17 protein-coding genes are annotated in these 21,018 nt (G+C 62.4%); 4 read left to right on the top strand and 13 right to left on the bottom strand.

The window, feature by feature from the left end; genetic code table 11:
• Positions 1-379: 379 nt before the first annotated feature.
• Positions 380-1,963, top strand: coding sequence for a peptide chain release factor 3 (locus OSW16_RS22300; protein WP_267818559.1), 1,584 nt, complete (start codon positions 380-382; stop codon positions 1,961-1,963).
• Between the two features lie 104 nt (positions 1,964-2,067).
• On the opposite strand, the gene OSW16_RS22295 is transcribed toward OSW16_RS22300, so the two are convergent.
• The 4 genes from OSW16_RS22295 to OSW16_RS22280 all read right to left on the bottom strand — a co-directional run bounded on the left by OSW16_RS22295 (position 2,068) and on the right by OSW16_RS22280 (position 5,854).
• Positions 2,068-3,147: a polyamine ABC transporter substrate-binding protein gene (locus tag OSW16_RS22295; protein WP_241804202.1), complete on the bottom strand. Its 1,080-nt coding sequence runs from the start codon at positions 3,145-3,147 to the stop codon at positions 2,068-2,070.
• A 52-nt stretch (positions 3,148-3,199) separates the two neighbouring features.
• Complete coding sequence (locus OSW16_RS22290; RefSeq protein ID WP_115273930.1) at positions 3,200-3,541, bottom strand: cupin domain-containing protein; 342 nt, start codon at positions 3,539-3,541, stop codon at positions 3,200-3,202.
• Positions 3,542-3,573: 32 nt separating this feature from the next.
• Positions 3,574-4,980, bottom strand: a complete 1,407-nt coding sequence (locus OSW16_RS22285) for an NAD(P)/FAD-dependent oxidoreductase (RefSeq protein WP_267818556.1) — start codon at positions 4,978-4,980, stop codon at positions 3,574-3,576.
• A gap of 64 nt (positions 4,981-5,044) precedes the next feature.
• Entirely contained in the window at positions 5,045-5,854 is an 810-nt protein-coding gene (locus OSW16_RS22280) for an AraC family transcriptional regulator (RefSeq protein WP_267818554.1), read from the bottom strand.
• Positions 5,855-6,106: 252 nt separating this feature from the next.
• Here OSW16_RS22280 and OSW16_RS22275 point away from each other — a divergent pair, with 252 nt between their 5' ends.
• Positions 6,107-7,006: a hypothetical protein gene (locus OSW16_RS22275; RefSeq protein WP_267818552.1), complete on the top strand. Its 900-nt coding sequence runs from the start codon at positions 6,107-6,109 to the stop codon at positions 7,004-7,006.
• Positions 7,007-7,211: 205 nt separating this feature from the next.
• On the opposite strand, the gene OSW16_RS22270 is transcribed toward OSW16_RS22275, so the two are convergent.
• The 9 genes from OSW16_RS22270 to OSW16_RS22230 form a co-directional block, all read right to left on the bottom strand.
• A complete protein-coding gene (locus OSW16_RS22270; RefSeq protein ID WP_267818550.1) occupies positions 7,212-8,180 on the bottom strand; it encodes a peptide ABC transporter ATP-binding protein in 969 nt (322 codons plus the stop codon).
• On the bottom strand, positions 8,180-9,148 hold the full coding sequence (locus tag OSW16_RS22265; protein WP_267818548.1) for an ABC transporter ATP-binding protein: 969 nt from the start codon (positions 9,146-9,148) through the stop codon (positions 8,180-8,182). The genes OSW16_RS22270 and OSW16_RS22265 overlap by 1 nt, the downstream gene beginning before the upstream one ends.
• Before the next feature lie 10 nt (positions 9,149-9,158).
• Complete coding sequence (locus tag OSW16_RS22260; protein WP_241804208.1) at positions 9,159-10,085, bottom strand: ABC transporter permease subunit; 927 nt, start codon at positions 10,083-10,085, stop codon at positions 9,159-9,161.
• Positions 10,086-10,095: 10 nt separating this feature from the next.
• Positions 10,096-11,106: an ABC transporter permease subunit gene (locus tag OSW16_RS22255; protein ID WP_060480376.1), complete on the bottom strand. Its 1,011-nt coding sequence runs from the start codon at positions 11,104-11,106 to the stop codon at positions 10,096-10,098.
• Between the two features lie 76 nt (positions 11,107-11,182).
• On the bottom strand, positions 11,183-12,778 hold the full coding sequence (locus OSW16_RS22250) for an ABC transporter substrate-binding protein (RefSeq protein WP_267818544.1): 1,596 nt from the start codon (positions 12,776-12,778) through the stop codon (positions 11,183-11,185).
• Between the two features lie 73 nt (positions 12,779-12,851).
• A complete protein-coding gene (locus tag OSW16_RS22245; protein WP_267818542.1) occupies positions 12,852-14,231 on the bottom strand; it encodes an OprD family porin in 1,380 nt (459 codons plus the stop codon).
• Between the two features lie 231 nt (positions 14,232-14,462).
• Positions 14,463-16,055: an ABC transporter substrate-binding protein gene (locus tag OSW16_RS22240; RefSeq protein ID WP_241804212.1), complete on the bottom strand. Its 1,593-nt coding sequence runs from the start codon at positions 16,053-16,055 to the stop codon at positions 14,463-14,465.
• A gap of 136 nt (positions 16,056-16,191) precedes the next feature.
• On the bottom strand, positions 16,192-17,817 hold the full coding sequence (locus OSW16_RS22235) for an ABC transporter substrate-binding protein (RefSeq protein ID WP_267818539.1): 1,626 nt from the start codon (positions 17,815-17,817) through the stop codon (positions 16,192-16,194).
• A 309-nt stretch (positions 17,818-18,126) separates the two neighbouring features.
• Positions 18,127-18,843 (bottom strand): SIMPL domain-containing protein, encoded by a 717-nt coding sequence (locus OSW16_RS22230; RefSeq protein WP_241804214.1) that lies wholly within the window; start codon positions 18,841-18,843, stop codon positions 18,127-18,129.
• Between the two features lie 202 nt (positions 18,844-19,045).
• On the opposite strand from OSW16_RS22230, the gene OSW16_RS22225 reads away from it, so the two are divergent.
• Positions 19,046-20,302, top strand: a complete 1,257-nt coding sequence (locus tag OSW16_RS22225; protein WP_012316102.1) for an ATP-binding protein — start codon at positions 19,046-19,048, stop codon at positions 20,300-20,302.
• The gene (locus tag OSW16_RS22220) at positions 20,302-20,862 is read left to right on the top strand and encodes a response regulator transcription factor (protein WP_241804216.1); all 561 of its coding nucleotides are present in this window, start codon (positions 20,302-20,304) and stop codon (positions 20,860-20,862) included. Before OSW16_RS22225 ends, OSW16_RS22220 begins: the two co-directional genes overlap by 1 nt.
• Positions 20,863-21,018 lie beyond the last annotated feature (156 nt).

The raw sequence follows: 21,018 nt of genomic DNA, 5'->3' as shown, positions 1-21,018 counted from the left end.
TGCGCAAGGCAGCAATCAGACCATGAGCCGAACCCCGTCGGGCCCGAAAATGCTGATCAAACCAGTCCCCAAGCGAAGCGGGTTGCAGGGGAGTGGACGTCTCCGAGGGCGTAAAGGTTCCCATCTGGGGCGGCATTTGGCCAGTGTTAATCACTGGGGCGAGTGTTTTTTCGTACTAAAAAACAACGTGAATCTTGCCTAAAGGCGTTGGTTTACCTGCTATCTGCCCCACCTGTGACGCTGGACAACTTTTCTGAGCAGCAGGCGAATCGTGCCCGATCGAGCATCGTTGACCAACGGCGGGGATCAGATTTTGGTCCCTGCCCAACATCAGGTATGATATCGCCCCTTTTTGAATCCCCCAGTCAGGCGATTTCCCATGACCAACCAGGCCGCCGAAGTCGCGAAGCGCCGCACTTTCGCAATCATTTCCCACCCCGACGCCGGTAAGACCACCATCACCGAGAAACTCCTGCTGATGGGCAAGGCCATTGCCGTCGCCGGTACCGTGAAGTCGCGCAAGTCCGACCGCCACGCCACCTCCGACTGGATGGAAATGGAGAAGCAGCGCGGTATTTCCATCACCACCTCGGTGATGCAGTTCCCGTACCGCGAGCACATGATCAACCTGCTCGACACCCCCGGCCACGAAGACTTCTCGGAAGACACCTACCGCACGCTGACGGCAGTGGACTCGGCGCTGATGGTGCTCGACGGCGGTAAAGGTGTAGAGCCGCGGACCATCGCCTTGATGGATGTCTGCCGCCTGCGCGACACGCCCATCGTCAGCTTCATCAACAAACTCGACCGTGACATCCGCGACCCGATCGAACTGCTCGACGAGATCGAAGCAGTTCTGAAGATCAAGGCGGCGCCGATCACCTGGCCGATCGGTTGCTATCGCGACTTCAAGGGTGTGTACCACCTTGCCGGCGACTACATCATTGTCTACACCCCGGGCCACGGCCATGAGCGTACCGAGGCGAAGATCATCGAGAAACTCGACTCTGATGAAGCCCGTGCTCACCTGGGTGACGAGTATGACCGCTTCCTGGAGCAGCTCGAGTTGGTGCAGGGCGCCTGCCATGAGTTCGATCAGGACGAGTTCATCAGTGGCCAGCTGACGCCGGTGTTCTTCGGTACCGCACTGGGTAACTTCGGTGTCGACCATGTACTTGACGCCGTTGTCGATTGGGCGCCGCGCCCGCTGGCCCGTGTAGCCCACGAGCGTACCGTGGAGCCGGTCGAGGAGAAGTTCACTGGCTTCGTGTTCAAGATCCAGGCGAACATGGACCCGAAACACCGCGACCGTATCGCCTTCATGCGCATTTGCTCGGGCAAGTACGAGAAGGGCATGAAGATGCGTCACGTGCGTACCGGCAAGGACTTGCGTATCGGTGACGCGCTGACCTTCTTCTCGTCCGAGCGCGAGCAGCTCGAAGAAGCCTATGCCGGCGACATCATCGGCTTGCACAACCATGGCACCATCCAGATCGGCGACACCTTCACCGAAGGCGAGGCGCTGGGCTTCACCGGTATCCCGCACTTCGCCCCGGAACTGTTCCGCCGCGTGCGCCTGAAGGACCCGCTGAAATCCAAGCAGCTGCGCCAGGGCCTGCAACAGCTGGCCGAAGAAGGTGCGACCCAGGTGTTCTTCCCTGAGCGCAGCAACGACATCATCCTCGGTGCGGTGGGTGTGCTGCAGTTCGACGTGGTCGCCAGCCGCCTGAAGGAAGAGTACAAGGTCGAGTGCGCCTACGAGCCTATCACCGTGTGGTCGGCACGCTGGATCAGCTGCGACGACAAGAAGAAGCTCGAAGACTTCCAGGTCAAGGCCATGGAAAACCTGGCGATCGACGGTGGCGGTCACCTGACCTACCTGGCCCCGACCCGGGTCAACCTGTCGCTGATGGAAGAGCGCTGGCCGGACGTCAAGTTCCGCGCCACTCGCGAGCACCACTAAGGGCAGCGGCAAGCTTCAAGCTTCAAGCTGCAAGAGGAAGCGAGCCTGCGTTGGCCCGCTTTTCTTGCAGCTTGCCGCTTGTAGCTTGCCGCTTGCCGCTGCCGTCAGTTCCCTGCCTTGATGCTGGTCCAGATCCGCGTACGAATGCGGTCGATCTTTGCCGGCATCGCCTCCAGCGCGTACAGCTTGCCCATCATCTCTTCGCTCGGATAAATCATGGTATTGCCCTTGAGGCTCGGGTCCACCAGGGCGTCGGCCTTGAGGTTGCCGTTGGCGTACTGCACATGGTTACTGATGTTGGCCATCACCTGCGGCTGCAACAGGTAATTCATGTAGGCATAGCCCGCCTTCTCATCCGGTGCATCGGCTGGCATGGCAACCATGTCGAACCACATCGGCGCGCCCTCCTTGGGGATCGAATAGCCGACTTTCACCCCATTCTTGGCTTCATCGGCGCGGTTCTTCGCCTGCAGCACATCACCCGAGAACCCTACAACCACGCAGATATCGCCATTGGCCAGGTCACCGGTGTACTTGGAGGAATGGAAGTAGCTGATGTACGGGCGCACCGTCATCAGCAGGTCCTTGGCCTTCTGGTAGTCCTTCGGGTCTTTGCTGTGGTGCGGCAGCCCCAGGTAGTGCAGGGCGATGGGTAGCAGTTCAGGGCCGTTGTCGAGCACGGCAACCCCACAGCTCTTGAGCTTGCTCATGTACTCGGGCTTGAAGATCAGGTCCCACGAATCCACCGGGGCGTTGTCACCGAGCACGGCTTTGACCTTGTCGATGTTGTAGCCGATCCCGGTACTGCCCCACAGGTATGGAAAACCGTACTGGTTGCCAGGGTCGTTGACCTCCAGCGCCTTGAGCAGCACCGGGTTGAGGTTTTTCCAGTCAGGGAGCTGCGACTTGTCCAGCTTCTTCAGCGCCTTGCCCTGAATCTGTCGGGCCATGAAGTGGTTGGAAGGAAACACCACGTCGTAGCCGGAGTTGCCGGTCATCAGCTTGCCGTCGAGGGTTTCGTTGCTGTCGTACACGTCGTAGGTCGGGGTGATGCCGGTGGTTTGCTGGAATTTCTGCAAGGTGTCGGGGGCCACATAGCTGGACCAGTTGTAGATTTTTACCGAGTCGGCGGCATTGGCCACGCTGGCGGCCAGCATCAGTGGAGCGAGGAGAAGGGTGCGCATGTCGGGAGTACCTTGCTTTGTCTGTTGTTTTCGAAGGCAGGCGATCAGCGGATCAGAAGATGAGTACGTAGGTCTTGCGCACGGTTTCCTGGATATCCCAGATGCCCATGCTGTTGGCCGGTAGCATCAGTGCGTCTCCGGCTTCTATGTGAAGGGGTTGGCCGCCGTCGGGGGTGAACGTGCAGCGGCCCTTGATGAAGTGGCAGAACTCCTGTTGCGCGATCTGCCGCCGCCAGCGCCCGGGCGTGCATTCCCAGATGCCGGTTTCCACGCCATCGCTGCGCTCCACGCAGGTGACCGAGGTCACTGCCACGGGTTCGCCAAGCGGCACCGCAACCGGGTTGGAGCTGTCCAGCACGGCGCTTTCGGTGTGTTTGAACTGGGTGATGCTCATTACCGTTGGATCCTGTGTGGGTGAAAGGAAAGTCAGCGCATGAAGCCTTCCATGAAGTCCGCCAGCGAGCTGGCCAGGCGCCGCCGCCATGGCACTGTGGCGGGGTTGGCGAGGGTTCGGTCTTCGTGCACGAAGCTCTGGATGATTGCGTTGTAGCCCAGCCAGCGGCAGGGTTCGGGCGGCCAACTGGCCAGGCTTGACAGCGGGCGGTTGTCGAGTACCCAGGGTTGTGCGGTCAGCTCGTTGTGCTGGTTGAGGATCAGCGCGGCCAAGGTGCGCCCACCGAGGTTGGTGGCGCCGACACCTTCTCCGCCATAACCGCCGGACAGGGCAATGCCGCGCTGGCGGTCACACAGCATGTGCGGGCGGAAGCGCCGGGCCATGCCCAGGTTGCCACCCCACGAATGGGTGATACGCACATGCTTGAGTTGTGGGAACAGCTCGCTGAACAGGTAGCGGCGCAGTTCGACTTCGGCCTCTGTCAGGGTGAAGTCTTCACGCAGCCTGCCGCCGAGGCGGTAGCCACCGCGGGCGCCGAATACCAGGCGATTGTCGGCGGTACGCTGGCCGTAGGTGACCTGGCGGCTGCTTTCGCTGAAGGCCTGGCCCTGTGACAGGCCGATCTGCTCCCAGGTCGATTCGGGCAAGGGCTCGGTGGCTACCAGCAGGCTCTGCACCGGCAGTTGATGCTTGCCCAGCGGTGGTAGGCTGGCAGCGTAGCCCTCTACAGCAGGGACCATCCACTGGCAGCGGATGCGCGCCAGGGGGGCACGGACCTCACCGGGCTGCCAGTCGACGGCGGGGGTGTTTTCGTAGATCGGCACGCCCAGCGCTTCCACCGCCCGGGCCAGGCCACGCACCAGCTTGGCCGGTTGGATGGTCGCGGTATGCGGGCTGTAGATCGCGCCGTAGGCGTTGCTCACGCGCAGCTGCAGGTCCAGTTGCTCGGGGCGCAGCCAGCGGTAGTCATCCTCGGTCATGCCTTGGCGGTAAAGGTCATCGAGGTACGCACGCAGGCTGCGCTCCTGTTCCGGGTAGCGCGCCGCACAATACAGCACGCCGCCTTTGCGGTAGTCGCAATCGATGCCTTCGCGTTGCAGCACGCTGTGGACTTCGTCGGGGATGCCATGCAGCAGGTCGATGCTGGCGCGGCGTTGTTGCGGCGACAGGGTGGCGAGCAGGCGGTCTTCACCGAGCATGTTGCCCATCAGCCAGCCGCCATTGCGCCCAGAGGCGCCAAAGCCGGCAATGTTGGCCTCGATCACGGCGATGTTCAGCTGTGGCGCCTGGCGCTTGAGGTAGTAGGCGGTCCACAGCCCGGTGTAGCCAGCGCCGATGATGCACACATCGACGTCGAGGTCTTCGCGCAGGGCGGGGCGGGCGCACAGCGGCTCTTCGAGCTGGTCCATCCACAGGCTGAGCGTGCGCAAAGGTTGCATCGGGTTCGGCTCCACATCCGTCAAGGTCTGTGGGCGATCCTAGTGGCGTTGGGGGATGGCTGTCTTACGTGCGTGCACGCAGGGAAATTTGCTTCAGATAGGCCTTGGGCGTAAGCCCGGTATGTTCGCGGAAGCACTTGTAGAACGCCGACAGGGAGTTGAAGCCCGCGCTGAACGCCAGGTCGTCGATCGGCGCCTCGACGCTTGCGTCATCCAGGCTGGCCATCAGGTGCTGCAGCCGGGCCTGGTTGACGTAGCGGTAGAAGCTCTGCCCCAGCACCTGGTTGAGCAGGTAGGAGATCTGGTTGCGGCTGTAGCCGCTGGCGTCGGCGACCTGTTGCAGGTCCAGGTCCGGGTCAAGGTAGGGGCGCTGGCGCTGGAAGTAGTGCTCCAGGTCCTGGGCCATGGTCGACAGCTGCCGCGGTGACAGGCCCAGGCGGCTGGTCGCCGGGCGCGGGCCATGGCTGACCGTGGCAGCGGTGCCATGGCGCACCAGGGTGGCGTACTCGTTGACCCGCCAGATCAGCCCGTCCTTGACCGTGATCGCTTCGCTGGACTGAAAGGCCACCAAGCCTTCACCGCCCTGCACCGTGACCTGGTATTGGATGAATGCCGTGCTGCCATCTACGCGGATGCGGTCACCATGGACGATGTCCTCGCCAGCCTCGTGGGGCAGGCTGGCGCGGACGTAGTCACGCAACGCGTCGTAACCGAGTACGCGGTTCTGGAAAAAGTCATGGTACTGCACGTCCGGGTGATACAGCGCAATCACCCCGTCGAGGTCGCGGTGCTTCCAGCACAGGTGGTAGCGCAGGACGGTTTCGGCGGTGATGGGCGTTTGCTCAGGGCCGTCGGCAAGGAGGATTGGGGTCATGGGTTGATAGTGCCGGGGAGGGGGCAAGCAGGCAAGTCTGTGGGCCCTGGGATGCGTGGGGCGGCCTTCGCGAGCGTTGCATAAACCCTGAGTCGCGTGCCTCGATTCGGGTGTTTTGCACGGTCCTAGGACGCGCGATTGAGCTAAGCCATTGATTTGGCTACATGTCATTTTTTGACACAACTGGCACAGCCGCTGCAATGGTTAATGCGCGAATGGAATTTTCGCTAACAACATAAAGGCGCACACATCATGATCACCCCTGCCGACTATCCCGTTGTAGATACGCAAAGCCGCTCAGGTGTTTCCTGGGCGGCGATCTTCGCTGGCGCGGCCGCCGCTGCGTCGGTGTCCCTGATACTTGTGGTACTGGGCGCCGGCCTTGGCTTTGCGGCCACCTCGCCGTGGGCTGACGAAGGCGCGAGTGCAAAAGCGCTGGGCGTTTCGACCATCGTCTGGCTGCTGGTGACCCAGATCATTGCTTCAGGCCTCGGCGGTTACATCGCGGGTCGGCTGCGTGTGAAGTGGGCAAACTTGCACGGCGATGAAGTGTACTTTCGTGATACCGCGCATGGCTTCCTATCCTGGGCGGTGGCCACTTTGGTAGCAGCGATGCTGATACTGGGTGCTGCCGGTAACCTGGTGGGCGCAGGTGCCAGTGCGGCTTCCCAGGCGGCCACCGTATCTGCTGCCGCAGGTGCTTCGTCGGCCACCAGTAGTGACAATGACTCGATGGGCTACTTCGTCGATAGCCTGTTCCGTGGCGACGGCCCGGCGCCGGTCAGCGAGGATGCTGCGAATGGTGTAGCGGCCCGCATTCTGGCTAAGGGTATTGCAGGAGACGGCGCGTTGCCCGCCGAGGACCGCGCTTACCTGGCGCAGTTGGTCGCACAGCGTACCCGCCTGAGCCAGGCCGAAGCTGAAGCGCGCGTGGACCAGGTGATGGCCCAGGTACAACAACTGAAGACCGATGCCAAACAAGCAGCCGACACCGCTGCCAAGGTCGCTGCCTGGACAGCGCTGTGGACCTTCGTCGCGTTGCTGTGTGGGGCCTTCTTCGCCAGCTTGGCTGCCTTGTATGGCGGTCGTCTGCGCGACCGGGTGCAGTGGGTTGAGGGCGACTACGTTCCACACCGCACCGTTCAACGTTAAACAAGGAGAATTACCATGCGCTCGATACTGCTGTGGATGCTTGGGGTACCGATTCCGGTGATCATTCTGATCGCGATATTCATGCATTGAGGCATTAGGGGCCGCAGTGCGGCCCATCGCCGGCAAGCCAGCTCCAGGTTCAGTGCTGTTGACGAAGCAGTGCACTATCTGGAGCTGGCTTGCCGGCGATGGAGGCTAAGCCCCTTTAAAGAAACTGCTCGGCATAATGACACGCCACCTGCCGGCTCCCCACTTGCCGAAACGCTGGCTCTTCCTTGCCACACCGCTCGGTCGCATACGGGCAGCGTTTGTGAAATGCGCACCCATCCGGGGGATTGAGCGGATTGGGCAGCTCACCGGCAATGCGGATCTTCGGCTTCAACGGGTCCGGGTGAATCGCCGGTGTCGCGGAAAGCAGTGCCTGGGTGTACGGGTGCAGCGGCTTTTCGTAGATATCTTCCTTCGGCCCCATCTCTGCCGGCCGCCCCAGGTACATCACCAGCACCTGGTCCGCCACATGCCGCACCACCGCCAGGTTGTGCGAGATGAAGACGTAGGCGGTGTTGAACTCCTTCTGCAGGTCCATGAACAAGTTCAACACCTGCGCCTGGATCGAAACGTCCAGCGCAGAGGTCGGTTCGTCGGCCACCAGCACCTTGGGTTGCAGCATCATCGCCCGGGCCAGGGCGATGCGCTGGCGCTGGCCGCCCGAGAACATGTGCGGGTAGCGCTGGTAGTGCTCAGGCCGCAAGCCCACCTGCTCCATCATCTTCTGCACTTTTTCGCGGCGCTCGGCCTTGCTCAACGAGGTGTTGATCAGCAGCGGCTCGGCCAACTGATCGCCGACTTTCTGCCGTGGGTTGAGCGAGGCATAGGGGCTCTGGAACACCATCTGGACGTCGCGGCGTAGCTGCTTTCGCTCGCTTTTGCTGGCGCCTTTGACCTCGGTGCCGTCGATCTGCAAGGAGCCGGAGGAGGGCTCTTCGATCAATGTCAGTGCGCGCGCCAGCGTGGACTTGCCACAACCGGACTCACCCACCACGGCCAGCGTCTTGCCGGCTTCCAGTTCGAATGACACGCCATTGAGTGCGCGTACCAGGGCGTGGCCCTTGAACAGCCCGCGGGACACTTCGTAATGCCGGGTCAGCTCCCGAGCGGTTAGAACGACGCTCATCACGCCACCTCCTGGTTCAGCGGGTAGAAGCAACGCACCAGGCTATGGGCCTGAGGGACAAGGGGCGGGCGTTGGCGCCGGCAGTTGTCCTGCACGTATGGGCAGCGTGGCGACAGCAGGCAGCCGGCCGGGCGGTCGTAACGGCCGGGGACGATGCCGGGCAGCGTGGCCAGGCGTTCGGCGCCGATGCTGTGTTCAGGGATCGCCGCCAGCAGCGCTTCGCTGTACGGGTGCGCGGGCACGTCGAACAGCTCAGGCACCTGGCCCACTTCCACGGCTTGGCCGGCGTACATGACGCAGACGCGCTTGGCGGTTTCGGCGACCACGGCCAGGTCATGGGTGATCAGGATGAGCGCCATGTTGCGCTCCTTCTGCAGGTTGACCAGCAGTTCCATGATCTGCGCCTGGATGGTCACGTCCAGCGCCGTGGTCGGCTCGTCGGCGATCAGCAGCTTGGGTTCGCCGGCAATGGCCATGGCAATCGCCACCCGCTGGCTCATGCCACCGGACAGTTGGTGCGGGTAAGCGTCCAGGCGGCTTTCGGCGGCCGGGATCTCGACCTTCTTCAAAAGCTCCAGGGCACGCTGGCGCGCAGCCTTGCCCTTCAGGCCCAGGTGCTGTCGCAGCACTTCCTCGATCTGGAAGCCTACGGTGTAGCTGGGGTTGAGCGCGGTCATCGGGTCCTGGAAGACCATGGCGATGTCCTTGCCCACCACCTTGCGCCGCTGACGGCCGCTGAGCTTGAGCATGTCGGTGCCGTCGAATGTCAGGGCGTCGGCGGTGATGCGCCCAGGGGCATCGATCAGGCCCATCAGGGCCATCATGGTGACCGATTTGCCCGAGCCGGACTCACCGACGATCGCCAGGATTTCGCCGGCGTCGACCATCAGGTCAAGGCCGTCCACCACGGGCACCGCATTGGCATCGCCGAAGCGCACGTTGAGGTTGTCGATTTGTAGAAGTGGCATGGCGTTCTCCTCAGGCGGCGTTCTTGAGTTTCGGGTCCAGCGCATCGCGCAGGCCGTCGCCCATCAGGTTGATTGCCAGCACACTGAGCAGGATGGTCAGGCCAGGCAGGCTCACTACCCACCAGGCGCGCTCGATGTAGTCCCGGGCCGAAGCCAGCATGGTGCCCCACTCCGGGGTCGGGGGTTGTACACCCAGGCCCAGAAAGCCCAGCGCAGCGGCGTCGAGGATGGCCGAGGAGAAGCTCAAGGTCGCCTGCACGATCAGCGGCGCCATGCAGTTGGGCAGCACGGTGACGAACATCAGCCGTGGCAACCCTGCGCCAGCCAGGCGCGCGGCGGTCACGTAGTCGCGGTTCAGTTCGCCCATCACGGCAGCACGGGTCAGGCGCACGTAGGACGGCAGCGAGACGATGGCGATGGCGATCACGGTGTTGATCAGGCCAGGGCCGAGGATGGCGACGATCGCCACGGCCAGCAGCAGCGACGGCAGGGCCAGCATCACGTCCATCAGGCGCATGATCGACGGGCCGAGCAAGCGCGGGAAGAAGCCGGCAAACAGGCCCAGCAGAATGCCCGGGATCAGCGACATCACCACCGACGACAGGCCGATCAGCAACGACAGCCGGGCGCCCTGGATCAGCCGCGAGAGCATGTCACGGCCCAGTTCGTCGGTGCCGAGGATGAATTGCCAGGTACCGCCTTCCAGCCATACCGGCGGGGTCAGCAGGAAGTCACGGTACTGTTCGCTCGGGTCATGCGGCGCTACCCACGGCGCGAACAGCGCGCAGAACACCACCACACACATGAAGGCCAGGCCCATCACCGCACCTTTGTTGCGCGAGAAGGCATGCCAGAATTCTTTGTAGGGCGAGGGGTAGAGCAGGCTTTGGTCCACCGGGCTGGCCGGTGTCACGGAATTGGGAATCGGGCTAGTCATGACGAAGGCCTCAGCGCTGATGACGGATGCGTGGGTTGGCCAGGCCGTAGAGGATGTCCACGACGAAGTTGACCAGGATCACCAGGCAGGCGATCAACAAGATGCCGTTCTGGACCACGGGATAGTCACGGGCGCCGATGGCTTCGATCAGCCACTTGCCGATGCCCGGCCAGGAAAAGATGGTTTCGGTCAGCACCGCACCGGCCAGCAGCGTGCCCACCTGCAGGCCGAACACGGTCAGCACCGGGATCAGCGCATTGCGCAGGCCGTGCACGAACACCACCCGGGCTGGCGACAGGCCTTTGGCGCGCGCGGTGCGGATGTAGTCTTCGCGCAGCACTTCGAGCATGGACGAGCGGGTCATGCGGGCGATCACCGCCAAGGGGATGGTGCCGAGGACGATGGCTGGCAGGATCAGGTGCATCACCGCATCCTTGAACGCGCCTTCTTCGTCACTGAGCAGGGTATCGATGAGCATGAAGCCAGTTTTCGGCTCGATGTCGTACAGCAGGTCGATACGCCCGGAGACCGGCGTCCAGCCCAGGCTCACCGAGAAGAACATGATCAGGATCAGGCCCCACCAGAAAATCGGCATCGAATAGCCGGCCAGGGAGATACCCATGACCCCATGATCGAACAGCGAGCCCCGCTTGAGCGCAGCGATCACGCCGGCCAGCAGGCCGACGATGCCGGCGAACAGCAGCGCGGCGAGGGCCAGTTCCAGGGTGGCGGGGAACAGGGTGAGGAACTCGCGCCACACGCTTTCACGGGTGCGCAGCGACTCGCCAAGGTCCCCCTGGGCGAGCTTGCCCACGTAATCCAGGTACTGTGCTGGCAGTGGCTTGTTCAGGCCCAGGCGCTCCATGGCCTGGGCATGCATTTCGGGGTCGACTCTGCGCTCGCCCATCATCACTTCCACCGGGTCGCCGGGGATCAGGCGTATGAGCGCGAAGGTCAGCAAGGTGATGCCGAAAAACGTCGGTATCAGCAGGCCCAGGCGCCGGGCAATAAAACTCAACATTGTCAGGGTTACCTCATCAGCCGTTGTACGGCGGTGCCGCCGGTGCCCGTGTGGGTTGCCGGCGGTCGTTGTTGTTCTACTTCACCTTGGTGGTGGCGAAGTTGTTGTTGGTCAGAGGGTTGATCACATAACCCTCCACGTTGTCACGCATGGCAGTGAACATCTTCGGGTGCGCCATGCTGATCCAGGGCTGATCGTCATCGTACACCTTCAATGCCTCGGCATAGAGCCTGGCACGCTCGTCATTGTCGATCACCTCACGGGCACGGGTGATCAGGTCCTGAAACTTCGAGTTGCACCAGCGGGCGTAGTTCTCGCCACTTTTGGCAGCCTCGCAGCTGAGCAGGGGGCTGAGGAAATTGTCCGGGTCGCCGTTGTCACCGGCCCAGCCAGTGGAGACCAGGTCGGCCTCGCCGTTTTTCGCACGGCGCAGCATCTCGGCCCACTCCATCACACGGATGTCCAGCTTCAGGCCGATTTTGGCGAGGTCGGACTGGAGCATTTCCGCCGACAGCCGCGGGTTGGGGTTGGTCGGGCCGCCGCCGTTGCGGGTGAACAGGGTGATGACCGTGCCTTGCGGCACGCCGGCTTGCTGGAGCAACTCACGGGCCTTGGCCAGGTCACGGGGTGGGTTCTGGTTGTCATTGTTGTAGCCGATCATGGTCGGTGGGTAAGGGTTTACGCCCACCAGCGCATTGCCCTTGCCGAACAGCTGGTCGACGTGGGTCTGGCGGTCGAAGGCCATGTTGATGGCTTTGCGCACGCGCACGTCGCTGAGGTATTTGTGCTCGGTGTTCATGGCGATGTAGCCGGTGACCAGGGCCTCGATCTCGGCGACCTTCAGCGCGGGGTCCGCCTTGATCGATGGCACGTCGTCCGGCTTCGGGTACAGGGCCACCTGGCATTCGTTGGCGCGCAGCTTCTGCAGGCGCACGTTGTTGTCGGTGGCGATGGCGAAGATCAGCGTGTCGGCCGGCGGTTTGCCGCGGAAGTAGTCCGGGTTGGCCTTGAAGCGCACCTGGGCGTCCTTGTTGTAGCGCTGGAAGATGAACGCGCCCGTGCCAACCGGCTTGCTGTTGAGGTCGCCGGTCTTGCCGGCCTGGAGCAACTGGTCGCCGTATTCGGCGGAGTAGATCGAGGTGAAGGCCATGGCCATGTCACGCAGGAACGGTGCTTGCGGGCGGGTCAGGGTGATGACCACAGTGTGGTCGTCGGTCTTGTCCACCGATTTGAGCAGGTCCTTGAAGGCCATGCTCTCGAAATACGGGTAGCCGACGCTGGTCTTGTCGTGCCACGGGTGGTTGGGGTCGAGCTGACGGCGCAGGCTCCACAGCACGTCGTCGGCATTGAAATCGCGGGTAGGCTTGAAGTAGTCGGTGGTGTGGAACTTCACCCCTTGGCGCAGGTGGAAGGTGTAGGTCAGGCCATCGGCCGAGATGTCCCAGCGTTCGGCCAGGGCTGGCTGGATGTCGGTGGTGCCGGGCTTGAAGTCGACCAGGCGGTTGAACACCGTCTCAGCCGAGGCATCGGCAGTGACCGCCGTGGTGTATTGAACGATGTCGAAGCCTTCCGGGCTGGCTTCGGTGCACACCACCAGCGGTTTGGCCGCCAGGTTGCTGGCGGCGCCCAGGATGACTGCTGCCAGGGCAGCGCGGAGCGGTAGCGATGTCATGTGTCCTCCTTGCTTGCAATGATTCCAGCGTAGCCGCCCAGGCCCGCGATGAAGCGGGCCTGGGCGCACGTGGTCAGAGAATGTTGAACGGAATGGTGGTCACCACGCGCAACTCGTCCAGGCTGCCATCGGCCTGTGCCTTGCTGGCGCGATGCGCGGTGTAGGTAGCGCGGATGCTGGTGTCTTTCAGCGGCCCGCTCTGCACCGCGTAGCTGGTGCCGATACCCCACTCATAGTGGGTTTCGCCATCCAGGCCGTTCACGTCATAGGCCGTGCCGCGGTAGTGGGTGCCATCGATGCCCCAGCCGCGGGCGTTGTACAGGTTGAACTTCAGGCCCGGCACGCCGTACGGCGCCATGTTCAGCACGTAGGAAATCTGCAGGGATTTCTCGTTCGGGCCGTTGAAGTCCGAGAGCAGGGAGTTGGCCAGGTAGATGCCGTTGGTTTCGTGCAGGTAGTCGAAGTACTCGTTACCGTTGACCTGCTGCCACGAAGCGCTGAGGGTGTGGGCCTGGTGGGTCAGGCCGAACGACAGGCTGTAGGTGTCGTTGTCGATATCGCCCATCTTCTGGCTGCCTGCGTCCACGGTCTTGTAGTAGTTCAGGCCGGTGGTCAGGCTGAGCACCGCGCTATCGCCCAGCACGTGGCTGGCGCCGAAGTAGTACTGGTTCCAGAAGTCGTCGACCTTGGTGGCGTACAGGCTGGTGGTCAGGCTCTTGAGCGGCTGGTAGTTGACCCCCGCGGTACTGGCACGGTCGGTTTCCACGCCAGCGGCGCCATACTCGCTGCGGAACTTGCTCAGGCTCTGTTCGGTACGCGGCGAGACGCGGTCGAAGGTGCCCAGGTCGAATGACAGGTTGTCGAACTCGGCACTGTGCAGGAATGCGCCCTGGAAGCTTGAGGGCAGGGCGCGGTTGCCGATGTAGGCGATCATGGGCGTGTCCACCGACTGGCGGCCGACGGTGAGGGTGGTGTTGGACACCCGGGCCTTGACGTTGGCCAGGCCCATCTTGCTCCACTGCCCGATGGGGTCGCCATCGCTATGGGTCAGGGTACGGTTGTTCGGCCCGGCGACTGCGGCACGGCCTTGCTCCAGGGCGATGGCGTTGTAGCCGGCTGCTTCCACGGCAAAGCCTACGGTGCCTTGGGTGAAGCCCGAGCTGTAGTTGAGGATGGTGCCCTGCAGCCAGTTGTCGCGGCTGTGGCTGTCGTGGCGTGTGCCGTCGCTTTTGTAGTACTTGAACAACGGTGCGCGGGTGGCGCGTTCGCGGGCGTACCAGTTGCGGGTATTGCCGGACAGGCTCTGGCCGTCGATGAAACCTTTGGCCTCATCCTGTTCGCTGGTGCCTTTGAAGCTGAACGGTACGTAGTCCTGGCTTTGGGTGTCGGCCTGGGCCACGGCGCTGAAGGTGGCGATGGATAACGCCAGTGCGGTAAGCGTGAATAGTCTCAAGTTGAAAGCTCCCTTTCTGTTCTTTTAGTTATTGCCTGGCCTTGTGGGCCGGGTTGTTACGGTGTTGCCTGGGTTGCCCGGGGTTGCCGGGCCAATCGGGTGGAGCTGTGTGGCCAGTGCTGGCCCGTAAGCCGGCAAGCCGGATCCCACGGGGATCGCTAGAGATCCCCGGCCTGGTGCAAGGTGTGTGGGAGCCGACTTGCCGGCGAAAGGGCCGTTACGGGCTAGCGTTCAATCGACGCTCACTCCGGAAAAGTCGTTGCGGCCAAAGGGGCTGACCTTGAACCCGGCCACCTTGACGCTCAGCGGCTGGTTCACGGTGGAGTGCGCCACCGGGGTGATCGGCACCTGCTGTTTGAGGCGTTGCTGGGCTTGCTGGTACAGCACCGTGCGCTGCTCACGGTCGGTTACCTGCTTGGCCTGCCTGACCAGGCTGTCGTACTGCGGGTCGCACCACTGCGAGTAGTTGTTGCTGCCGATGGCATCGCAGCTGTAGAGGGTGCCCAGCCAGTTATCCGGGTCGCCGTTGTCACCGGTCCAGCCGATCAGGGCGATGTCGTGCTCGCCGCTTTTCATGCGCTTGATGTACTCGCCCCATTCATAACTGACGATGCGCACCTTCAAGCCGAGCTTGCTCCAGTCGGCCTGAAGCATCTCGGCCATGAGCTTGGCGTTGGGGTTGTACGGGCGCTGCACAGGCATGGCCCACAGGGTGACTTCGGTGCCTTCCTTGACCCCGGCCTGCTTGAGCAACTGGCGGGCTTTTTCAGGGTCGTAGGGGGCGTCCTTGACGCTGTCGTCGTAAGACCATTGGGTCGGTGGCATGGCATTGACTGCGCGTTGGCCGGACTCCTGATACACCGCTTGCAGGATCTCTTGCTTGTTCACTGCCATGTCCAGGGCCTGGCGTACCTCCAGGCGATCGAACGGTGGGTGCTGGGTGTTGTAAGCGATATAGCCGAGGTTGAAACCTGGTTGTTGCAGCACCTGCAGCTTGCTGTCGTGCTTGAGTGCTGGCAGGTCGGCCGGGCGTGGGTGCAGGGTGACCTGGCATTCGCCGCGGCGCAGCTTCTGGATGCGCACCGAGGGGTCGGTGTTGATCGAAAACACCAGGTTGTCGAGCTTCACCTCATCCGGGGCCCAGTAGTGCTTGTTGCCTTTGAAACGGATCTGCGAATCCTTCTGGTAACGCTGGAACACGAATGGGCCGGTGCCGATGGGCTGCTGGTTGATGTCGCTGGGGCGCCCGCTCGCCAAAAGATACTCGGCATATTCAGCCGAAAGCACCGACGCGAAGCTCATCGCCAGGTTCTGCACGAAAGCGGCATCGACCTTGTTCAGGGTGAACACCACGGTCATCGGGCCGGTCTTTTCGATGCCCGCGATGTTCTTGTCCAGGCCCATGCTGACGAAGTAGGGGAACTCGGTGGGGTAGGCCTGGCGGAACGGGTGCTCGCGGTCGAGCATGCGGTTGAAGGTGAACAGCACGTCATCGGCGTTGAAGTCGCGGCTGGGTGTGAATGCCTTGTTGGCGTGGAATTTCACCCCTTCGCGCAGGTGGAAGGTGTAGCGCAGGCCGTCATCGGATACTTCCCACTTCGTTGCCAAAGCGGGGTGCACAGCGGTACCGCCGCGTTCGAATTCCACCAGGCGGTTGTAGATCGGTTCTGCCGCATCGTTGTCGGTGGCAGTGGTGTATTGAGCGGTGTCGAACCCAGCCGGGCTGCCCTCGGAGCAGAACACCAGGTTAGCGGCCTGAAGGGCCGGCGCCTGGCTTAGCAGGCCCAAGGCGAGCAGTGTGGAAACCAGTGAGGTATGGCGCATGGCAAATCCTTTTTTCCGTCTGTTTTTGCCGCTTCGGGATACGAAATGCGGCAACAGGCCCCCCAGCCCCGGCGCGGGTAGCGCCGGGGTGAGTGTGAACAGTAGAAGTGGGCGAGGGTGCTGCGAGTGCCCGGCGCTATTTCTCCACGCTGACGCCGTAGAAGGAGTTCAGTGCGAACGGGCTGATCTTGAAGTCCTTAACCTTGGCACTCATCGGCTGGTAGACCGTGGAGTGGGCGATCGGCGTGATCGGCACCTGCTCTTTGAGGATATGTTGCGCTTTTTGATACAGCTCGGTGCGCTTGGCCTGGTCAGGCGTGGCCTTGGCCTGCTTGATCAGGTCGTCGTAGGGCTTGTAGCACCACTTGGAGAAGTTGTTGCCGTCGACCGCATCGCAGCCATACAGGGTGCCTAGCCAGTTGTCTGGGTCACCGTTGTCGCCGCTCCAGCCGATCAGCATGGCGCCTTGTTCGCCGCCTTTGGAGCGCTTGATGTACTCGCCCCATTCGTAACTGACGATTTTCGCCTTGATGCCGACCTTGCTCCAGTCAGCCTGCAGCATCTCGGCCATCAGCTTGGCGTTGGGGTTGTACGGGCGCTGCACCGGCATGGCCCACAGGCTGATTTCGGTACCTTCCTTGATCCCGGCTTCCTTGAGCAGTTGCTTGGCCTTTTCCGGGTCGTACGGTACGTCTTTGATGCTGTCGTCGTAGGACCACTGGGTCGGCGGCATGGCATTGACGGCGAGCTGACCGGCGCCCTGGTACACCGACTCGATGATCTTCTGCTTGTCGACGGCCATGTCCAGTGCCTGGCGCACCTTCAGTTGAGCCAGCGGGTTGGGTTGGTCACTGCCCTTGAGCTTGTCCATCACGTTGTAGGCGATGTACCCCAGGTTGAACCCGGCCTGGTGCGGCATCTGCAGCTTATCGTTGGCCTTGAGCGGCTCGATGTCGGCAGGGCGTGGGAACAAGGTAACCTGGCACTCGTTCTTCTTCAGCTTCTGCATGCGCACCGAGGCGTCGGTGGTGATGGCGAAGATCAGGTTGTCGATCTTCACATCTTCTGGTTTCCAATAGTCCTTGTTGCCCTTGAAGCGGATCTGGGCGTCTTTCTGGTACTTGCTGAACACGAAGGGGCCGGTGCCGATCGGTTTCTGGTTGATGTCTGCAGCCTTGCCTTCTTTGAGCAACTGGTCGGCGTACTCGGCCGACTGCACGGAGGCGAAGCTCATGGCCAGGTTCTGGATGAACGCGGCGTCCACCTGGTTGAGGGTGAACTTGACGGTGTGTTCATCGAGTTTCTCCACCTTGGCGATGTTGTTGTCCATGCCCATGTCGGTGAAGTAGGGGAATTCAGTGGGGTAGGCCTTACGGAAGGGGTGGTTCTTGTCGAGCATGCGGTTGAAGGTGAACAGCACGTCGTCTGCGTTGAATTCGCGGCTTGGCTTGAAGTAGTCGGTGGTGTGGAATTTGACCCCTTCGCGCAGGTGGAAGGTGTAGGTCTTGCCGTCGTCGGACACTTCCCATTTGGTTGCCAGGCCCGGGATGACAGCGGTACCGCCACGTTCGAACTGGGTCAGGCGGTTGAACACGGTCTCGGCCGAGGCGTCGAAGTCGGTTCCGGTGGTGTATTGCCCCGGGTCGAAGCCGGCGGGGCTGCCTTCGGAGCAGAACACCAGGTTGGACGCGGCGTGGGCGAGCGGAGCGCCGGTCAGCAAGCCTGCGCCGAGCAGGAACGGAATGACTGCGTGTTTGAGCATGGTGGCCTCATTGTTGTCATTTTTCTGATTCGAGGTGGCCTCGTGAGCCGACCTGCGGATACTTATGCAGGGGGTGTTCCCAATGCAACACTGCTAAGGATAGTTGGCGTCAGAAAAGTAGTACGAGCGTACATGGATGTCGCATTTGTATAACTTTCGGAGAAGTTGAACGTTTGCGAGGGCAAAATGATGGCTTTTTGCAGGATGTTTCGCGGGAGGGAATTTGTAGGAGGCACTATTTCAGTGCGTAGGAAATGTCTCTAATGGTGCTGCTGGGGCGCCAAGCGCCCCGTGAATCGCCAGCCTCGATCAAGGCATCTGCACTTCGATCAGGCCGTCAGCGTTCATGCTGACTTCGCTGGTACCTGCCTCGATATCCGGCGCCGGTGCTGCTTCGTCGGCACCCATGGCTTTCATGGCCATCGGCGCACTGCGCAGATAGGGGCGTGGGTAGCCACTGCTGTTGAGGTTCAGGCTGACCACCTTATAGCCCTTGCCACCCAAGGCTTCGGTGGCCAGTTGCGCGCGCGCCTTGAAGGCGTTGACCGCATCCTTGAGCAAGGCGTCTTCGCTGGCCTTGCGCGTGGCCGGGGCGATAGAGAAGTCCATGCCGCCCATCTTCAGGTCCTGCAGCAGGTCGGCGCTGAGCTGGGAGAGGGCCGGGAAGTCGGCGCTTTCCAGGCGCACTTCGGCACGCTCGCGCCAGCCGGTGATCTTCTGCCCCTTGCTGTCATAGACCGGGTAGCTGTTACGGCTGCCCTGGCTGATCTTCACGTCCTTGACCTGGCGGGCCTGCTGCACGGCCTTGTTCATGGTTTCGGTGATCTGTTTGGCAAGCTTGCCCGGGTCGGTGTTTTGCGCTTCGCTATAAAGGGTCACGACCATCAGGTCGCGCGGCACTTCCTTGCTGACTTCGGCACGCAGCGATACCTGGTTGTAGCGCGGCTCATCAGCCGCCAGCGCCGGCAGGCTGGCAAGCAGGCCGCAGGAAAGGATCAGGGCAGCGCCGCGACGAGGGTTAGGCATGTGATACTCCTTGGCAATGAAAGGCGTGGGTCCTGGCCATCCATCCCACGCATGGCCCATGAGACCGGGATCAGTGTAGTGGGTTCAAAAGTGCCATCATGAACCTGTGACAAACTGTGGCGCTTTGCCGCATCGCTGCAGCTCGGCGCCTGGCTTCGGTATACTCCAGCCGATTGTCCTGGAGCACTCATCAGGAGAGCTCATGCTCGCCGCCGCACAACCGCTGTCCGCTACCCGCCAGAACCTCTGGCGCCTGACTGTCATTCGCGTTCTGGTCCTGGCCGCTCAGGCAGGCTCGGTGGGCGTCGCCTACTGGACCGAACTGCTGCCGCTGCCGTGGTTTTCCCTGGCTGCGACCCTGGCCCTGTCGTCCCTGCTGTGCGCCTTCACCGCCTTGCGCTTGCGCCTGTCGCTGCCGGTCACCGAACTGGAATACGCGCTGCAGCTGGCCTGCGACCTGCTGATCCACAGCGCGCTGCTGTATTACTCGGGCGGCTCGACCAACCCTTTCGTTTCCTATTACCTGGTGCCGCTGGCCATCGCCGCCGTAACCTTGCCCTGGCTCTACTCGCTGATCCTTTCGGGTATCGCCCTGACCGCCTACAGCCTGTTGCTGGTCCAGTTCTACCCGCTCGAGGGGCTGCCGATGGCGCGGGACAAGATGCAGGTCTACGGCATGTGGTTGAGCATCGCGCTGGCGGCTGCGGTGATCACCTTCTTTGCCGCGCGCATGGCCGAAGAGCTGCGCCGCCAGGAAAAACTGCGCTCTGAACGGCGCGAAGAAAGCCTGCGCGACGAACAACTGTTGGCCGTGGCCACCCAGGCCGCCGGTGCGGCCCATGAGCTGGGCACGCCGCTTGCGACCATGAGCGTGTTGCTCAACGAAATGCGCCAGGACCACGCCGACCCATTGTTGCAGGAAGACCTGCAGATCCTTCAGGACCAGGTCAAGCTGTGCAAGGAAACCCTGCAGCAGCTGGTGCGTGCCGCCGAAGCCAACCGCCGCCTTGCGGTGGTGGAGCAGGACGTGACCGAATGGCTGGATGAGGCGCTGAACCGTTGGCACCTGATGCGCCCCGAAGCCAGCTATCGCTTCCAGCGTCTGCGCGATGGCCAGGTACCGCGCCTGACCCCGCCACCGGACCTGACCCAGGCACTGCTGAACTTGTTGAACAATGCCGCCGATGCGTGCCCTGACGATCTGGAGGTGCGCCTGGACTGGGACGCCCAGGATATCGTCATCAGCATCCGCGACCATGGCCCCGGCGTGCCGCCGGCCATTGCCGAAGCGATCGGCAAACCCTTCATTACCACCAAAGGCAAAGGCTTCGGCCTGGGCCTGTTCTTGAGCAAAGCCAGCGTGACCCGTGCGGGCGGTTCGGTGAAACTCTATAGTCATGAGCAGGGTGGCACCCTGACCGAACTGCGCCTGCCCCATGGCAAGCGAGGAGATGAATGATGAGCGAAGAAAACCAGGTCGAAAGCGAAGAGCTGCCGCACCTGCTGCTGGTGGATGACGATGCCACCTTCACGCGGGTCATGGCCCGTGCCATGAGCCGACGCGGTTTCCGTGTGAGCACTGCAGGCTCCGCCGAGGAAGGCTTGGCCCTGGCGCAGAACGACCTGCCGGACTACGCCACGCTGGACTTGAAGATGGAAGGCGACTCCGGCCTGGTACTGCTGCCAAAGCTGCTGGAACTGGACCCTGAAATGCGCGTGGTGATCCTCACCGGCTATTCGAGCATTGCCACGGCGGTCGAGGCGGTCAAGCGCGGGGCGTGCAACTACCTGTGCAAACCCGCCGATGCCGATGATGTGTTGGCCGCACTGCTCTCGGAGCATACGGACCTGGACACGTTGGTGCCGGAAAACCCCATGTCGGTGGACCGCTTGCAGTGGGAGCACATCCAGCGCGTGCTCAGCGAGCACGAGGGCAATATCTCCGCGACCGCGCGGGCGCTGGGCATGCACCGGCGCACATTGCAGCGCAAACTGCAGAAGCGGCCTGTGCGGCGCTGAGCTTATTCCTGGCAGTGCTGGCCCTATCGCCGGCAAGCCTGCTCCCCCAGGTGCGGGCGCAGGCTTCAACACAGTGAGCTGCCCCAAGCTAGTGGATTGGTGTTCAACTTCCTGGGGGCAGTCCATGGTGGGCCGGCTTGCCGGCGATAGGGCCTT

Source organism: Pseudomonas putida, assembly GCF_026625125.1.
Lineage (GTDB): Bacteria > Pseudomonadota > Gammaproteobacteria > Pseudomonadales > Pseudomonadaceae > Aquipseudomonas > Aquipseudomonas putida_X.
Note: the sequence above shows the minus strand (reverse complement) of the source record. Positions and strands in the feature narration are given on the sequence as shown.

Bases quoted from the DNA above. Each gene is read 5' to 3' on its own strand.
- OSW16_RS22235 (WP_267818539.1), bottom strand. From the start codon at position 17,817: ATGCTCAAACACGCAGTCATTCCGTTCCTGCTCGGCGCAGGCTTGCTG.
- OSW16_RS22280 (WP_267818554.1), bottom strand. From the start codon at position 5,854: ATGACCCCAATCCTCCTTGCCGACGGCCCTGAGCAAACGCCCATCACC.
- OSW16_RS22220 (WP_241804216.1), top strand. From the start codon at position 20,302: ATGAGCGAAGAAAACCAGGTCGAAAGCGAAGAGCTGCCGCACCTGCTG.
- OSW16_RS22285 (WP_267818556.1), bottom strand. From the start codon at position 4,980: ATGCAACCTTTGCGCACGCTCAGCCTGTGGATGGACCAGCTCGAAGAG.
- OSW16_RS22230 (WP_241804214.1), bottom strand. From the start codon at position 18,843: ATGCCTAACCCTCGTCGCGGCGCTGCCCTGATCCTTTCCTGCGGCCTG.
- OSW16_RS22265 (WP_267818548.1), bottom strand. From the start codon at position 9,148: ATGCCACTTCTACAAATCGACAACCTCAACGTGCGCTTCGGCGATGCC.
- OSW16_RS22270 (WP_267818550.1), bottom strand. From the start codon at position 8,180: ATGAGCGTCGTTCTAACCGCTCGGGAGCTGACCCGGCATTACGAAGTG.
- OSW16_RS22225 (WP_012316102.1), top strand. From the start codon at position 19,046: ATGCTCGCCGCCGCACAACCGCTGTCCGCTACCCGCCAGAACCTCTGG.
- OSW16_RS22275 (WP_267818552.1), top strand. From the start codon at position 6,107: ATGATCACCCCTGCCGACTATCCCGTTGTAGATACGCAAAGCCGCTCA.
- OSW16_RS22295 (WP_241804202.1), bottom strand. From the start codon at position 3,147: ATGCGCACCCTTCTCCTCGCTCCACTGATGCTGGCCGCCAGCGTGGCC.
- OSW16_RS22290 (WP_115273930.1), bottom strand. From the start codon at position 3,541: ATGAGCATCACCCAGTTCAAACACACCGAAAGCGCCGTGCTGGACAGC.
- OSW16_RS22300 (WP_267818559.1), top strand. From the start codon at position 380: ATGACCAACCAGGCCGCCGAAGTCGCGAAGCGCCGCACTTTCGCAATC.
- OSW16_RS22250 (WP_267818544.1), bottom strand. From the start codon at position 12,778: ATGACATCGCTACCGCTCCGCGCTGCCCTGGCAGCAGTCATCCTGGGC.
- OSW16_RS22260 (WP_241804208.1), bottom strand. From the start codon at position 10,085: ATGACTAGCCCGATTCCCAATTCCGTGACACCGGCCAGCCCGGTGGAC.
- OSW16_RS22240 (WP_241804212.1), bottom strand. From the start codon at position 16,055: ATGCGCCATACCTCACTGGTTTCCACACTGCTCGCCTTGGGCCTGCTA.
- OSW16_RS22255 (WP_060480376.1), bottom strand. From the start codon at position 11,106: ATGTTGAGTTTTATTGCCCGGCGCCTGGGCCTGCTGATACCGACGTTT.